Annotated in this window: 8 protein-coding genes; 4 read left to right on the top strand and 4 right to left on the bottom strand. The window is 71.1% G+C overall.

What is annotated here, in order from left to right; translation table 11 throughout:
• Positions 1–65: 65 nt before the first annotated feature.
• From OG519_RS30215 to OG519_RS30205, 3 genes are all read right to left on the bottom strand, one after another.
• The gene (locus OG519_RS30215; RefSeq protein WP_405590496.1) at positions 66–1826 is read right to left on the bottom strand and encodes an arabinofuranosidase catalytic domain-containing protein; all 1761 of its coding nucleotides are present in this window, start codon (positions 1824–1826) and stop codon (positions 66–68) included.
• Positions 1827–2520: 694 nt separating this feature from the next.
• Entirely contained in the window at positions 2521–4722 is a 2202-nt protein-coding gene (locus tag OG519_RS30210) for a cellulose binding domain-containing protein (RefSeq protein WP_405590494.1), read from the bottom strand.
• A 930-nt stretch (positions 4723–5652) separates the two neighbouring features.
• Positions 5653–6063, bottom strand: a complete 411-nt coding sequence (locus OG519_RS30205; RefSeq protein ID WP_405590491.1) for a winged helix-turn-helix transcriptional regulator — start codon at positions 6061–6063, stop codon at positions 5653–5655.
• Between the two features lie 100 nt (positions 6064–6163).
• Here OG519_RS30205 and OG519_RS30200 point away from each other — a divergent pair, with 100 nt between their 5' ends.
• The 3 genes from OG519_RS30200 to OG519_RS30190 all read left to right on the top strand — a co-directional run bounded on the left by OG519_RS30200 (position 6164) and on the right by OG519_RS30190 (position 10631).
• Positions 6164–7021 carry an alpha/beta hydrolase gene (locus OG519_RS30200; protein WP_405590488.1) on the top strand — a complete coding sequence of 286 codons (858 nt, stop codon included), beginning with the start codon at positions 6164–6166 and terminating at the stop codon, positions 7019–7021.
• A 153-nt stretch (positions 7022–7174) separates the two neighbouring features.
• A complete protein-coding gene (locus OG519_RS30195) occupies positions 7175–9109 on the top strand; it encodes a cellulose binding domain-containing protein (protein ID WP_405590485.1) in 1935 nt (644 codons plus the stop codon).
• Positions 9110–9437: 328 nt separating this feature from the next.
• The gene (locus tag OG519_RS30190) at positions 9438–10631 is read left to right on the top strand and encodes an aldose epimerase family protein (protein WP_405590481.1); all 1194 of its coding nucleotides are present in this window, start codon (positions 9438–9440) and stop codon (positions 10629–10631) included.
• Between the two features lie 110 nt (positions 10632–10741).
• Here OG519_RS30190 and OG519_RS30185 read toward each other — a convergent pair whose 3' ends face one another.
• On the bottom strand, positions 10742–12277 hold the full coding sequence (locus tag OG519_RS30185) for a glycoside hydrolase family 43 protein (RefSeq protein WP_405593119.1): 1536 nt from the start codon (positions 12275–12277) through the stop codon (positions 10742–10744).
• Between the two features lie 227 nt (positions 12278–12504).
• Between OG519_RS30185 and OG519_RS30180 the strand changes: the two genes are divergently transcribed.
• Entirely contained in the window at positions 12505–16674 is a 4170-nt protein-coding gene (locus OG519_RS30180; protein ID WP_405590479.1) for a beta-galactosidase, read from the top strand.
• Positions 16675–16777 lie beyond the last annotated feature (103 nt).

Genomic DNA, 16777 nt, shown 5'->3' with positions numbered 1-16777 from the left:
CGGGTGCTGTCCGCGGGGCAGGGGTAAGGCTGCCTGCCCCGCGGACGGAGTCGCCACTCAGTCGATCAATCGCATGCCGCGCCGTTCAGCGTGAACGAGGTGGGCACGGCATCGCTGGAGGCGAAGGTGCCCTGGAACCCGAAGGAGGTGTCGCCTCCCGCGGGGATGGTGCTGTTGTAGCTCATGTTCTTGGCCGTGACGGCCTGGCCGGACTGGCTGAGGGCGGCGTTCCAGGCGGAGGTCTCCTTCTGGTCGCCGGCGAAGGAGAAGCCGACCGTCCAGCCGTTGACCGCGCTCGGGCCGGTGTTGCTGACGACGACGTTCGCCGTGAAGCCGCCCGACCACTCGCTGGTCGTGGTGTAGGCGACGTGGCAGGTGCTGCCGGTGCCGCCGCCGGTCGTGCCGCCTGTGGTGCTGTCAGCGGTGATCGTCCAGGTGAACGACGCGCTGCCCTTGGCCCCGGTGGAGTCGGTGGCGGTCACCGTCACGGAATTGCTTCCCGCCGTGGTGGGCGTACCGGTGATCAGGCCCGAGGAACTGATCGACAGACCCGGTGGCAGGCCGGTGGCCGAGTAGGTCAGGGTCTGGCCGGAGGCGGAGTCGGTGGCCTGGATCTGCGGGCCGGTGACCGGGGTGCCCACGGTGGCGTTCTGGGCGCCGGGGTCGGTCACCGTGATCGTGTTGGCGCCGGTGGTCGATCCGTAGCCGGCGGCGGCGAGGCCGGCCTGTACGGCGTTCTCGGTGGCGTCGGAGGGGAAGCCGGCGGTGATGGCACCCTCGAAGAACTCACCTTGGCCGGACACGCTGTTGTCGCCGCCGGTGCCGAGCAGCAGGGAGCTGTCGGTCTTCATCGGTGAGTAGCCCTTCGGCAGGGCGCCGGAGTACGTCGTGGTCAGGCCGCCGCTGGTGGCATTGCCGTACTTCAGGGTGAAGTTGCTGCTGCCGTTGTTCTTCTCCCAGGCGCTGACGAAGGGGAAGTGGACGCCCTGGTTGTTGGGGTCCTTGTTCGAGCCGCTGCCGGTGTGGTACATGCCGTTCTCCAGGTCCGCCTCGACCCAGGGGCCGGTGCCGGTGCAGCCGCCGAACCAGCAGGCGGTGCCCCAGTAGATGGCGTTCATGGTCGCGTTGCCCGTGTCGGTGTGGGAGTTCTCACCGCTGCCGTAGTCGAAGCAGCACCACTGGTTGACATAGTTGGACGACGTCACCATGTAGATGCCCTCGGGCTGCGAGCCGGTGGGCGCCCCGGAGGCGTGGTCGACGCGGTACCCCACACCCGGCGTCACCTTGACGCCGAAGACCTGGTGGCCGGCCGCGACGATCGGCAGGGCCGCCGCGTTGGCGCCGATGTCGGAGCCGTTGGGCCCGGGGCCCTTCCAGTAGCCGCCGGAGGAGATCGGCAGGTCGTTGTGCCGGGTGGTCTGGTCGTAGAGCTTGGTGATGGTGCACGAGGTGTTGGCGCAGAACGACGTCTGGGCCGCCGCGTTGGCATAGCCACCGGCCGACAGCAGGCCGATGTCACGGTAGGTGTGGTCCGAGGAGCGCTGAACCTGGTACAGCGGTCCGTTGTACGCCGCGAACAGCGCCCGCGTCGTCGAATGCGCCGCGATACACGGCACACCGGCCGCACCGTAGATGTCACACGGTAGCGAAGCGGCGGCGGCCGGGGCGGCCTGGCGCGCGGCGGGAGCGGCCGTGGCCGGGCCGTTCGCGGCCGCCCGCCCGCCGAAGACCGCAGCGGTCAGCGCCAAGGCCAGGGCCACCAGGAGCACGGTGAGCGGTCTGATGCGGCGCAGGCCGGCCGGTCCGGGAGTCGCGTGGTAGAACATCGGAGCCTCCTTCAGGACAGACGTGCGGGGACGGCGGTCTCCCGAGGACCGGCGGCCGGGGCAGCGGCGCGAGAGCCGTTTCCCCGGCCGGGGACGAGCGGGCGCGCGGCGGGCCGCGATCACCCGCCCGCCTCGCCGGTACGGAGGTCTGGGCACCATGAGCCGACTCATGAGCAGGGCGGATGACCGCCCGGAGACGGCCCGGACGTCTCTCGGGAGATGGGGCGGTGGCGACCGGGTCAGAAACGGGCCGGTCGCCGGCGCCGGACCCCCGCGGTACCCGGCGGGGAAGGCGGATGGTGGAACCGGGTCAGGGCTGATCGTCGGGTCACAGGGACACTCCTGAGAAAAAGGGACGGGGACACTCCGAAGTGAGCGCTCACATCCCGATGTGGGGGGTCACAGGTGTGTGTAGCCAGCCGCCGGGGGTGGTGCCCCGGCGCTATGCCTGAACGAGACTGGCACACCTTCCAGCGGTACCTCAAGGGGCGTGCGGCGCAAAGCTTTTCCGGCCGCACGGGTCGCGCACAGGCGCACGCGAGATGGGACATACAGGGAGAGAACCGCCCTCGTCGCGCGCCATCGCGGATAGATTGGGGAAAGGTTTGTCCAGCCAGGGGCGTGATGAGAATGGCGTCGTGCCTCCCCTTCGGTCTGGTCCGTCCTGTCCGTCGTGTCGGTCCTGTCGGTCCTGTCAGTTGTTCGCGCAGATGGTGCCGTTGACGGAGAAGCTGGTCGGTGCCGGTGACAGGCCGGTGTCGACGCCGTTGAAGCCCAGACTGACCGAACCACCGCTCGCGGGGATGGTGCCGTTCCAGTCGGCGTTGGTGACCGTGACGGCCTGACCGGTCTGGGTCCAGGTGCCGTTCCAGCCGGACTGGACCCCCTCACCGGCGGCGGGGAAGGTGAAGGTGAGCTTCCAGCCGTTGATCGGGGTGGCGGCCTTGTCGGTCATCGTGATGGTCCCGCCGAAGCCGCCCGGCCAGCTGCTGGTCTGGGCGTAGTGGACGGCGCAGCTGCTGTCGGCCGGCGGTGGCACGGTGAAGGTGAGGGGTGCCGAGGGCAGGGACGGGTTGCCGTGGGTGTCGACCGCGACCACGTCATAGGTGTAGCCCGCGCCGATGGTCAGGCCGCTGAGCGGCAGGGTGGTGCCGGTCGGGCTGCCCACCAGCGTGCTGCTTCCGCCACTGCCGAGCCGGTAGACCTGGTAGTCGGCGACGGGGTAGGTGCCGGCCGTCGACGCGGGCCAGCTCAGCGTCCCCGTACCGGTGTTCGGGCCCGCGGTGGTGGAGGCCAGGTTCGAGATGGTCGGCTGCCCGGGCGCGCCCGGGGCGGTGGTCCCGGTGCCGCCGCTGCCCGGCACCTGGAGGACGGTCAGGCTGTACGGGGCGACCGTGACGCTCGAGGCCGAGGTCTGCGTGCTGCTGGTGATCTTGTTGGCGTTGTTGCCGAGTGTGTAGACGGTCGGTCCGCCGGCCGGGGTGAAGTTGTTGTAGCCGAGGTTGACGGTGTACGAGTTCGACGGGTCCTCGTTGTCGATCAGGATGTCGAGGTTGCCGCCGTGGCGTACGGCGTGCGTCTTCACCAGCGAGTTGGTGGACGAGGAGGTGACCATCGTGTCGCCCGATCCACCCAGCTTGGAGAGCATCTGCACGGCGTAGTAGGGGGAGAAGGGGGTGTCGACGGCCGGTTCGGTGACTCCGCTGCTGTTCGCGCCGTTGGCGAACATGCCGTAGTCGCCGTAGTCCTGGGCGCCCCCCACGGTGCTCGGTGTGGTGGGTCCGTTGTGCTCGTCCCACCAGTCGACGTTGCTGACGCCGTTCTCCAGCCAGGACATGTACATGTCCGCGGCGAACAGCGCGCCGGGCTGGGTGTCCGAAGCCACCTGGGAACTCGTCTCGCTCACCAGGATCGGCACGCCGGCGGGATTCACGCCCGCGTACTGCTGGATCTCCGATCGCAGGGTCGAGACGATGCCGGGGATGTCGCCCGGCGTGCCGAGCATGCTCGCCGCGGAATCGGTGCTCTGGGACGGGTAGTAGTGCACGATCACGCAGTCCGTCTTGGACTTCAGCGCCGTGAGCACGGTCTGGTTCCAGGACTGCGGGTACTCCGCGTTGGTCACGTTGTCCGGCCAGAAGCCCGGCGTGGTCAGCACCGCGCAGACGTGGGCGCTCGAACTGACCGCCTTGATCGCCGTGCTGTAGCCGAGGACGTTCTGGGCGTACTCGGTCGGGCCGCAGTTGTACGTCTGCGAGGGCTCGTTGCCGATCGTCACCGCGCTGCCGTTCAGCGCGGTTTTGCAGTGGCTGTCGGTTTCCCAGTTCGCGCCGTAGGTGCCGTTGCCGTAGATCTCGTTGCCGACCTCCCAGTACTTCACGGCGGTGCTGCCGGCCGCGGCCGCCTGCACCCACGCGGAGGCCAGCGAGGTGGTACCGGTGCCGTAGTTGACCGTGATGATCGACTGGGCGTTCGCCGCCTTCGCGGTGGCGGCGAACTGGCTGAAGCCGGTGTTCGGCGCGATGTAGCCGCCGGCCACGGCGGTCTGCGTCTGCCAGTTGTAGATGTCCGAGTACGAGCCGCCCGGGTAGCGCAGCGCGCCGATCCCCGCGGCCTTGAGCAGGCCGGGAATGGGGGTGTCGTTCATGTAGCCGTCGTAGACGGCCGTGTTCAGGCCGATGCCTTCGGCGGGGAAGGTCCCGAGCCCGGCATTGCCGTTCACGGTCACCGTGGCCGTCGAGGCGGCGGCGCTCCTGGCGGCCGGGGCCGGGGCCGCGCCCGCCGCCGCGGGGGCCACGGCGACACCGCCGAGTGCCGCGGCACCGGCCAGCGCGAAGCCCAGCCCCAGCGCCGTCCCTCGTCGTCGGTACGTTCTCGTGCCACTCGTCTGGCGCACTTCGATCTCCTTCCGGTCGGACCCCGCTCGGCCGCGACCGGCCGCGCACGGCACGCCGACGGTCGCGGGCGTCCCTGCGCGGGCGGGCGGTGAGTGAGCGGGGTATACGCGGCTTGTGTGGGGGGACAGGGACCAGCCTGCGCGGGCGGGCGGCGCGTGGTCCGTACGCCGTCCTGCCGGTGGCCGATCGGGACGGCCGCCGAGGCCGGCGGGCGCGTACCGGCAGGAGTGCCGGTACGCGCGGGATCCGCCCGCGGTGGCGCGTCGGCACGGCCCGACCCCGGTGCGCGAGGGCATCGGGCCGTGAAGCGGCCGGGGCCCGGCGGGCTCGCCGGTTTCCCTACCGCGGTGAGGCGAGGTGATGGCCCGGCTTCCGGCCTGTCAGGTCGCCGCCGGAGATCGGCGGGAAGCCGTTGGGCGCGGGCCCGGCCCGACGAGTGCTCGTCGAGGGGCGTCCCCGCGTGGGAGGCGCCCGTCATCGCCGGCGCTTCCAGGGGAGCGATTACCACTGGCGTTATGGGGCGTAAGCATCCAAACCATCCTAGTGAGCGCTCACAATGCGGGCGCTCGATGTGGGGGGTGGAGGTTGTCAGTGCGGAGAGCCCGATACCTGTCGCATCGAAGGCGAGCGTGACAAGAGAGGGCGAAAACGTCAAGACCCGCGTGACATGGATCAGCCGAACGCGGGCCCGTCCGCCACTTCCCGAGAGATCCCATGCCTACCCGGGCACTGAAGGATTGTGAGCGCTGACAAGCCCAACTCCGCGACCCCGTGGCCGTCTTGTGCCGCAACGACTCCACCGACGCCGCCGGCTCGGCGTCCTTCACGCGGACGGTCAGCGGCGGGAGCACGGGCGGCGGCACCTGCCAGGTCGCGTACAGGCACGACCAGCGAATGGGCCGCCGGTGCTGAGCGCGGAACCGGCCCGCCTATCCCTCATCGACCTCCCGGTCGGCGGCTTCGCCGGCGCGGTTGATCTCGGTCATGTGCTCCTCAGCCCACGTCCGCAGCCCCGCAAGCGCGACTTCCAGCGACAGCCCGAGGCCGGTGAGCCGGTAGAAGACCCGCGGCGGCACGGTCGGTTCGACCCGGCGCGACACCAGCCCGTCGCGGGTCAGGTTTCGCAGCGTCACGGACAGCATCTTCTGCGAGACGCCGGGCATCCGGCGTCTCAGCTCCGCGAAGCGCACCTCGTCCGGTGCGGCGTCGGCGAGCGTCTTGACGGCCATGGACGTCCACTTCGTACCGATGCGGTCCAGCAACTGCCGCGTCGGGCACCGGGGATCGAACAGATCGCCGCGCCCCCCGCGACCGGCGGTCCGGGCTCCCTGGGTGGTCACCTCTGGCTCACCACCTTCCCTGAAAGTGCCGTCTGGGCAGCGGTCGGACAGTTACCTATCGTTCTGTGGTCACCAATGGTAACCACTCGCAGGAGCCGTCATGCCCGCCACCACCGCTCACCAACTCCACCGCATCGCCACGAACGGCGTCCAACTCAACGTCGCGATCGCCGGGGACGGACCTGCGGTTCTCCTGCTGCACGGCTTCCCGCACACCTGGCAGCTCTGGAGCGACATCATGGGCCGGCTGGCCGGGCAGTACCGGGTCATCGCCCCCGACCTGCGAGGCTTCGGTGCCAGCACCCGAGCCGTCGAGGGTTACGACGCGGGCACCCTCGCCGCCGACGCCGAAGGGCTACTCGGCGCTCTCGGCGAGCCCTCGGCAGCGGTGGTGGGCATCGACGCGGGCGCCGCCCCCGCCGTGCTGCTCGCGCTGCGCCGCCCCGGCCTCGTCCGGCGCCTGGTCGTGATGGAGGGACTGCTCGGCCGCCTGCCCGGAGCGGAACACGTCATCGCGGGCGGCGCCCCGTGGTGGTTCGGCTTCCACGCCGTCCCCGGCCTCGCCGAGACCGTCCTGGCCGGCAACGAGGCCCCGTACCTCGACTTCTTCCTCAACTCGGGGACGCTCGGGCGAGGCGTACCCGACGACATCCGCGCGGCCTTCGTGCACGCGTACACCGGGAACGAGGCCCTGCGCTGCGCGTTCTCCTATTACCGGGCCCTGCCCACCAGCGCACAGCAGCTACAGGACGCCGTCACGAAGGCTCGGCTGACCATGCCCACCATGGCCATCGGCTCTCACCCCATCGGCACCGGGCTCGAACGCCAACTCCGTCCCATCGCCGATGACCTGGTCGGACGCCACCTCCAGGACTGCGGCCACATCATCCCCCTCGACCGCCCCGACGCACTGTTCGCTCTCCTCGCGCCCTTCCTCTCCGCCGATCTGCCGAAGTGAACGGAGCGGGGCCTGCGTAGCCGCGATCCTTGACGGCGCGCGGGAACGCCCTCATCGTGGTGGGATCTGTGGGAGCGCTCCCACTGCTGCCACCGTCGATCCGCACCGGCCGTCCTCCCCACCGGGCGCGCCGAGGCCACGAGGAGACCCTTGATGCGCAATCCCCCCACACCCGCCCGGCTGTTGCTGCGCCGGGCCGGGGCGGCGGCACTCGCCCTGCCGGCCGCGCTGCTGCTCGCCGGGCTGCCGGCCGCCGCCGCGCCGACGGCATCCGGCGCGCCCGCGGCCGCCGGCACCGCCGCCGTCAGCGTCGACGCCGGCACCGCGGTGGCCACCGTCCCGTCCACGGCGATCGGGCTCAACGCCTCGACGTACGACGGGAAGCTGACCGACGCCGCGGTGCCCGGCCTGGTCAAGGGCGCCGGGGTCGGCGTCATGCGCTTCCCCGGCGGCACGTCGTCGGACTCCTACGACTGGAAGACCAACACCGACGTGCTGTCGGGACAGCGGCAGGCCAGTGACTTCGACCAGTTCATGACGATGACCAGCCAAGCGGGCAGCGCTCCGATGATCACCGTCAACTACGGCACCGGCGACACGGTCGGCAGGACCCGCGCCCCGCAGGAGACCGGCGCGCAGATAGCGGCGGACTGGGTGCGGTACGCCAACGTCCAGCACGGCTACCAGGTCAAGTACTGGGAGATCGGCAACGAGGTGTACGGCAACGACACCTACAACGCCTACTGGGAGCCGGACGAGCACTGCGGCAGCACCTTCCCGCCCGCCGCCCAGCCCGACACCTGCGGGCCGGCGGTCTACGCCCGGGTCGCCGCCCAGTACATCGCGGCGATGAAGGCCGTGGACCCCACGATCAAGGTGGGCGTCGTCCTGACCGCGCCCGGCAGTTGGCCGGACGGCGTCACCGCGCCGGGCAGCCCGCAGCCGTGGAACCAGACGGTGCTGAGCACCCTCAAGGGCCTCGGCGCCGCCGCCGACTTCGCCGATGTCCACTGGTACCCGCAGAACCCCAGCAACGTCACCCCGCCCGGTCCGACCGACGCCGGCCTGCTCGCCGACACCGCGCAGATCCCCGGCATCACCGCCGCCCTGCGCTCACAGTTCGCCCAGTACGCGGGCACCGCCGACCTGCCGGTCATGCTCACCGAGACCAACTCCGTCTCGTCCAACCCCGGCAAGCAGACCGTCGGCCAGGTCAACGCCCTCTACGCGATCCAGGACTACGCCGGGTGGATCGGCAGCGGCGTCGCCAACGTCGACTGGTGGCAACTCCACAACGGCATCGTCACCAGTGGCGACAACGGGTCCGACCTGTACGGCACCGCCTCCTACGGGGACTACGGCGTGCTGTCCGACGCCTCCTGCGGCACCTCCGGCGGGCAGCAGGTGTGCGAGCCGGCCGCCGACACGCCGTTCCCCGCGTACTACGGCCTGAAACTGGCGGGCGCCTTCCTGCGGCCCGGCGACACCGTGGTCAAGGCCGCCTCCGGCGAGCCGATGGTGCAGGCGTACGCGGTGAAGTCCGCCGACGGCTCGGTCAAGGTGATGCTCGTCAACGACGATCCGGCCACCTCCTACACGGTGAACCTGGGCTACACGGGCTTCACGCCGGCCGCCGGCGCCCCGGACACCTCTGTGCTGGAGCCGCCCGGCACCGGGATCAGCACCGCGGCCCGGGGCACCGCCACCACCCAGACCCTGGCCCCTTACACCGCGGCCCTGGTGACGGTGAAGCCGGCCGGCACCTCCACCGCCACCTGCAAGGTCACCTACGCGGCCAACGACTGGGGCACCGGCCTGACCGCCACCGTCGGCCTCACCAACACCGGCGCCGCCCCCGTGACCGGCTGGACCCTCGGCTTCGCCTGGTCCGGCAACCAGAGGATCACCAACGGCTGGAACGCGGACTGGAGCCAGACCGGCACCCGGGTCACCGCGACCAACCTCTCCTGGAACCGTGTCCTGCCGCCGGGCACGACCACCACCATCGGCTTCAACGCCACCTACACGGGCGCCAACCCGCCGCCGACCGCCTTCACGCTGGGCGGCCGGCCCTGCACCACCGGCTGAGCCCGGAGTCGCCGGATCGGTCCGGCCCGGCGGCTGACACGTTCCTCCCGCCGGACGGCACGGGGCGGGGACAGTCGGACCTGTCCCCGCCCCCTGGCCTCAGGCCGCCGATCGGCTGACTCCGGCCGGATTCACCGGCGCCTCAGGCCCGGGCCCACTTCTGGCCGCCACGAGGCGAGGGCGGTCGGCGCTCGGCAGGTGGTGTCCTTGGCGGTCGACCAGGCTCCGGGTGTCGCTCAGCCCGCAGTTCGCACGTGAACCTCCGCGACGTCGATGTTAGCGCTAACCGAAACACATTCCCCACCGACACCTGACAAGGACCTCAGCGATGACCTCACTCTCCAGACGACACGCACTCGCCGCCGCGGCAGCGGCCGGCGCCGGGGCCCTGGCCGCTCCGGGCACCGCGAGCGCCGCGTCCGCCTCCCACCGGCACGCGCCGACGATCAGCAGGGAAGTCTTCGGGCAGGTCGACGGGGCCGCCGTCCACCGCTACACGCTGACCGCCGCCGGCGGCCTGACCGTCAAGATCCTCACCTACGGCGGCATCCTCCAGTCCGTGCAGGTGCCCGACGGACGCGGCCGCCCGGTCGACATCGCGCTCGGCTTCGCCACGCTGGACGAGTACGTCGCCCACAACAGCCCCGAGGCCGGCGGAGGGGTGTACTTCGGGGCGCTGATCGGCCGGTACGCCAACCGGATCGCGGGCGGCGGGTTCACCCTCGACGGCGTGACCTACCAGGTGCCGGTGAACAACAACGGCAACGCGCTCCACGGCGGGACCGTCGGGTTCGACAAGAAGATCTGGACACCGACCGTCGAACAGGGCCACGACTCGGTCGGCCTGCGGCTGGAGTACGTCAGCCCGGACGGCGAGATGGGCTTTCCCGGCACCCTGACGACGCAGGCCACGTACACCCTCGACAACAGCGGCCACCTGACGCTCACCTTCCGCGCCACCACGGACAAGACGACCGTGGTCAACCTGACCAACCACACGTACTGGAACCTGGCCGGGGAGTCCTCGGGAGACGTCTACGGGCACCTGCTGCGCCTCAACGCCGACCGGTACACCCCGGTCGACGCGCTCCAGATCCCCACCGGTGAGCGCCTGCCCGTACACGGCACGCCGATGGACTTCACCCGGCCGACGGCGATCGGCGCGCGCGTCGCGGCGGCCGATCCGCAGCTGCTGACCGGTCAGGGGTACGACCTGAACTGGGCGGTGAACGGGGGCGGCGGCAGTCCCACCCTCGCGGCCCACGCGGTCGACCCGCACAGCGGCCGGACCCTCAGCGTGTGGACCACCCAGCCCGGCATCCAGTTCTACAGCGGCAACTTCCTGACCGGCACGCTGGTCGGCACCGGGCACACCGCCTACCGGCAGAGCTACGGCTTCGCGCTGGAGACCCAGAACTTCCCGGACGCGCCGAACCATCCGGACTTCCCCTCCTCCGTCCTGCGCCCGGGGCAGGTCTACCGCCACACCACGGTGTTCGGCCTGTCCACGACCCGTTTGTGACCGCTCTCGCCCGACCCGCGGATTCGCCCCCGCCCGCCCGCGCCCGGCCGTGGGCCGGCGTCAGGCGGGGGCGGGCGGGGGCGGGCGGCAGGCGGGGGCGGGCGGGGGCGTCAGGCGGAGGGCGCCGCGGCCGGGGTGTACGTGAACCAGTCGAAGGCGACGGTGCCTTCGGTGGCGTACATCCCGATGACGCGGCCGGTGAAGCCGCAGGCGACCTCGGTGGACAGGTAGCGGCCGTCCAGTTCGGCGAGCGGCCGGGCGCCCGGGGTGTCGGGAGCGTCGAGCCAGAAGGCGATGGTGTCGGGGCCGGTGGCCGCGCCGCCGGTGAGTTCGGGCGACGCGGGCACCAGGTCGGAGGTCCTGATCACCACGGTGAGGGCCAGCGGCCCGGGCGGCACCGGCCGGCTGGCCACGGTCTGGCGCAGCGGACCGATCCGGGCGACGACCGCGGCCTGGCCGCCCCCGATGTCGAGTTCGTAGTGGTGCGCCTCGTCCAGGCGCACGCAGAGGCCGCCGCGCCCGGCGCCGGCGTCGATCTCCGCGGTGACCCGGCAGCCGTGGTGCTGCTGGCGGCGGCCGACGAAGGTGTACCCGGGACGGTCGAGGGTGGCGCCGGTGGCGTTCAGGACCAGCCGGCCCGGGCGCTCGGTGAGCGACCACGACTCCTCGGCGCGGGCGAACGGCGAGATCCAGTGCGGCGCGAGAGCGGGCCCGTCGAAGTCGTCACGGGCCGGCACCGCCGGAACGGGGTGCCAGGCGCCCGCCGGAGCCTCGTGCCGCTCGGGGACGGGCGCCACGACGGGCCAGCCCTCCTCGTCCCACGCCACGGGCGTCAGGAACGTCTCCCGGCCGAGTACGTGCACGTCCGGGGTGAAGCCGCGGGGCCGGACGCCGAGCAGCACCATCCACCAACTGCCGTCCGGAGCCCGCACCAGGTCGGCGTGGCCGGTGTTCTGGATGGAGCGGGCGGTGCCGCTGTGCGACAGCAGGGGGTTGGCGGGCGCGCCTTCCCACGGGCCGCGCGGCGACCGGCCGCGGGCGATGGACACGCTGTGGCCGCGCTCGGTGCCGCCTTCCGCGATCAGCAGGTACCACCACTGCCCGATGCGGTACAAGTGCGGCGCCTCGGGGTATTTCAGGCCGCTGCCCGACCAGGTGGCGAAGGGCCCCTCCAGCACCGCGCCTTCGGCCGGGTCGATCCTGGCGATGTTGATGCCGCCTTCGGGTCCGGAGAACGCGCACCAGCACGTCCCGTCCTCCTCCCAGGCCAGATCCGGGTCGATCCCCGGCAGGTCGATCCACACCGGGTCGCTCCACGGCCCCTCGGGACGCTCGGCCCAAACGACGAAGGTGCCGCCGCCGTCGACATTGGTGTTGACGACCCAGTAACGGCCGTCGTGGTGGCGGATGGTGGGGGCGTAGAGGCCGCCGGACGCCTTGGCGCCCGGGAGGGGCAGCGGCAGTTGTCCGGGCCGGTCGAGCACGTTGCCGATCTGCCGCCAGTGCACCAGGTCCTTGCTGTGGAAGAGCGGCAGCCCGGGGAAGTACTCGAAGCTGGAGCACACCAGGTAGTAGTCGCCGCCGACCCGGCACACGCTCGGATCGGGATGGAACCCGCTGATCACCGGGTTGTCGTACGTGGCCACGGACATGTGCTCCCCTATCTCGTGTGTCGCCGCCAGCGGTTGAAACCGGAAATTCTTCCGTCCCGACCATTGCAGGCCGACAGCGCCGATGCCACACTTCCCAACGAAAACCAACTTGTTCGCTCATGACTCGGCTATGGATTCTGGTCGTACATGGTCGATCCGCGGGCGGGTGGGGGCTTCATATTCACTCACGTGCACTCATGTGCACAGCGTGGAGGTCGAGGATGACCACTCACCGTGCGGCGCACGGGATCGTACGCCGCTGCCTGGCGATCGGCGCGGCCCTGGGCATGACCGTCGGGCTCCTCACCGGGGCAGCCGCCGCGGCCGCCGCCGCGCCGCCGACGCACGGCGTGTCCGGTGCGGCGACGACCGGGGCGGCTCCCGCCGGGGCTCCGCAGCGGACCCATACGGTCAGCTATGACGGCTACTCGTACCTGGTGGACGGCAAGCGGACCTATCTGTGGGCGGGCGAGTTCCACTACTTCCGGCTGCCCAGCCAGGACCTCTGGCTCGACGTCCTCCAGAAGATGAAGGCGGCCGGTTTCAACGCGGTCTCCCTGTACTTCGACTGGGGCTACCACTCCCCCGCACCCGGCGTGTACGACTTCACCGGCGTACGGGACGTGGACAAGCTGCTGGACATGGCCGACCAGCTCGGCATCTACGTCATCGCCCGGCCCGGCCCGTACATCAACGCCGAGGTCGACGGCGGCGGCTTCCCCGGCTGGCTGTCCACCACGGCGGGCACCACCCGCACCAGCGACCCCACCTACCTGAAGTACAGCGACCAGTGGCAGGGCCAGATCGACCGGATCCTGGCGCGCCACCAACTCACCAACGGCACCGGCTCGGTGATCGACTACCAGGTGGAGAACGAGTACTACAACGGCACCGCGGCCGGGCGCGCGTACATGAAGCACCTGGAGGACAAGGCCACATCCGACGGCATCACCGTGCCACTGGTCGGCAACAACAACGGCACCTTCAACGCCGGGGACGCCGCTCTGGACGTCGACGCCGCGGACTCCTACCCGCAGGGCTTCAACTGTAGTAATCCCACGAAGTGGAACGGCGTCCCGGACATCAGCTACGACCACGTGGCCGGAAAGCCGCTGTCCACCGCCGAGTTCCAGGGCGGCGCCTTCGACCCCTGGGGCGGACCCGGCTACGACAAGTGCGCGCAACTGATCAACGACCAGTTCGCCGACGTGTTCTACAAGCAGAACATCGCGGTCGGCGCGACCGCGCAGAGCTTCTACATGACCTACGGCGGCACCAACTGGGGCTGGCTGGGCGAGCCGGAGAACTACACGTCGTACGACTACGGCGCCGCGATCCGTGAGACCCGCCAGTTGGACCCGAAGTACGACGAGGACAAGCTGATCGGCTACTTCACCCAGGCCGTCGCCCCGCTCACCAAGACCGACCCGCTGCCCACGGTCCCGACCGACAACCCGAAGATCGTGGACACCGCGCGGGCCAACCCGGACACCGGCACGCAGTTCCACGTACTGCGGCACGGCGACTCCACCGCGACCAGCACCGACAGCGCCCACGTCACCATCGACCTCGGCGCGCACAGCGGCTACACCTACGACGACCCGAACCCGGCGATCACCTACGCCGGCACCTGGTCGCACGTCGGCGCCGAACAGAGCTACACCGGTGGTGACTACCAGCACACCGAGTCCTTCTCCAGCCTGGCCGGTGACAGCGCGAGCATCGACTTCACCGGCACCGGCGTGAAGTGGATCACCAACCTCGACACCAATCACGGCACCGCCGACGTCTACCTCGACGGCGGCAAGGTCAAGACCGTCGACCTGTACGCCGCCGCCAAGCAGAACCAGTACACCGCCTACCAGGTGAGCGGCCTGCCCGCCGGCCCGCACACCCTGAAGATCGTGGCCACCGGGGCCAAGAACCCCGCCGCCACCGGCACGTTCGTCACCGTCGACGCGATCGACGTCGCCACCGGGGCCGCCTCGGCCGCGCCCGTCTACACGATCCCGCAGCAGCCCGGGACCTCGATCGGCCTCGACGGCCGCGCCTCGAAGATCATCGTCGCCGACTACGACCTGGGCGGCAGCCGACTGCGCTACTCCACCTCGGAGATCATGACCAACGCCACCATCGCCGGCCGCGACATCGCGGTGCTCTACGGCGACCACGGCTCCGACGGCGAGACGGTGCTGAACTACCCGACCCGCCCGACGGTCAGCGCGACCGGCGGCGCGGTCACCTCCACCTGGGACCCGGCCACCGGTGACCTGCGGCTCAACTACAGCCACACCGGCCTGACCCGGGTCTCGATCAACGGCGGCGCCCACCCGCTCCTGCTGCTGCTCGCCGACACCGACACCGCCAAGACCTTCTGGCGGCAGGACACGTCGGCCGGCCCGGTCCTGGTCCGCGGCACCCACCTGCTGCGCGGCGCGGTCAGCCACGGCTCGGCTCTGGCGCTGACCGGTGACAACGGCACCGACACCTCCATCGAAGTGTTCACCGGCGCCACGTCGGTGAGCTGGAACGGGAAGAACCTGCACACCAAGGTGTCGCCCACCGGCAGCCGTACCGCGTCCATCCCGACCGCGGCGGCCATCTCCCTTCCGGCGCTGACCGGGTGGAAGCACACAGAGGAATCGCCCGAGTCCCAGCCCGGATTCGACGACTCCGGCTGGCAGGTGGCCGACAAGACCACCTCCAACAGCACCACCACCCCCGGCTCCCTGCCGGTTCTCTTCGCCGACGACTACGGCTTCCACACCGGCAGCACCTGGTACCGGGGCCGCTTCACCGACACCGGCAAGGAGACCGGCATCACCTTGTCCGCGCAGAGCGGCGGCGGGGCGGCCGCCTCCTCGGTCTGGCTCAACGGCACCTTCCTCGGCAGCGCCACCGCCGACGGCCCGAAGACGTACACCTTCCCGGCGGGCGCTCTCAAGCCCGGTGCGGACAACGTCGTCTCGGTGCTCACCGTCGACATGGGCCATGAGGAGGACTACAACGCGTCCAGCGGCAACAAGGCCGCCCGCGGCCTGACCGGAGCCATCCTCACCGGCGACCCGCTGGCCTCCGTCACCTGGCGGCTCCAGGGCGCCCGCGGCGGCGAGCAGCCCGTCGACACCGTCCGCGGTCCGCTCAACACCGGCGGCCTGTACGGCGAACGGGCCGGCTACACGCTGCCGGGCTACCCCACCAAGGGCTGGCAGAGTGTCGAGCTCCCCAGCACCGACACCACCCCGGGCGTCTCCTGGTACACCACCGACGTCAAGCTCAAGCTGCCCAAGGGGCAGGACACCTCGCTCGGCCTCACCATCACCGACGACCCGTCCCGCAAGTACCGCGCCGAGATCTACGTCAACGGCTGGGACATGGGCAACTACGTCAACTACCGCGGCCCGCAGCACAGCTTCCCCGTACCGAACGGCGTGCTGAACCCGCACGGCGAGAACACCGTCGCCATCGCCGTGTGGAACCTCGACGGCAGCACCGGCGGACTCGGCCAGGTCGCGCTCACCGACTACGGCAGCTACGCATCGTCACTGACCGTCGCGCAGAACCGCGGCCCCCGGTACGACCGTTCGCGCTACGCGATGCCGGCCGCGCCGAAGTCCGCGGTCAGCCTCCAGGTGCCCGGCTCGGTCAGCGGGGGACAGCGGTTCACCGCCACCGCGACCGTCGCCGTACCGCAGGGCGAGCCCACCGCCAAGAACGTCACGGCGAGGCTGACGGCCCCGGCGGGCTGGACCGTCGGCTCGCCCTCGACACCGCCGGTCGTCCGGGAGATCCGCGGCGGCGGGACCGCGTCCTTCAGCTGGACCGTCACGGCCCCGGCGACCCTCGGCGCGGTGAGTACCCTCTCCGCGAAGGCGCGGCTCACCCAGGGCGGCCGCACCGTGACCGTCGCCGACGAACGGGTGGTCGGCGCCGTGCCGGCGCCCCCGCCGGCCGGTACGGACCAGGTCAGCGACCTGGCCTTCCTGTCCTCCGCCAACGGCTGGGGGCCGGTCGAACGCGACCAGAGCGTCGGCAACACCGCGGCCGGCGACGGTACCCCGCTGAAGCTCGGCGGCACCGTCTACGCCAAGGGGCTGGGCACCAACTCGCCCAGTGACGTGCAGATCTACCTGGCCGGCGGGTGCAGCAGGTTCACCGCCACGGTCGGCGTCGACAACGGTGATCCGGGCACGGTCACCTTCTCGGTGCTGCTCGACGGCAAGGTGCTGGCCACGACGGCGGTGCTGAACGGCAGGTCGGCGCCGGTCTCCCTCGACGTCCCCGTCACCGGCGGCCAGGTGCTCGACCTGTCGGTCGGCGACGGCGGCGACGGCAACGGCAACGACCACGCCGACTGGGTCTCCCCCACCTTGACGTGCGGCGCCTCCTGACACCCGCCTGACGCCTCGTACGGGCGGCTGCCGCACCGGACCCCCCGGTGCGGCAGCCGCGTGCCTACCTCAGGGTCCGGACCTGGTGGGGCTGACCCGACGG

The organism is Streptomyces sp. NBC_01190, assembly GCF_045039895.1.
Lineage (GTDB): Bacteria > Actinomycetota > Actinomycetes > Streptomycetales > Streptomycetaceae > Actinacidiphila.
Note: the sequence above shows the minus strand (reverse complement) of the source record. Positions and strands in the feature narration are given on the sequence as shown.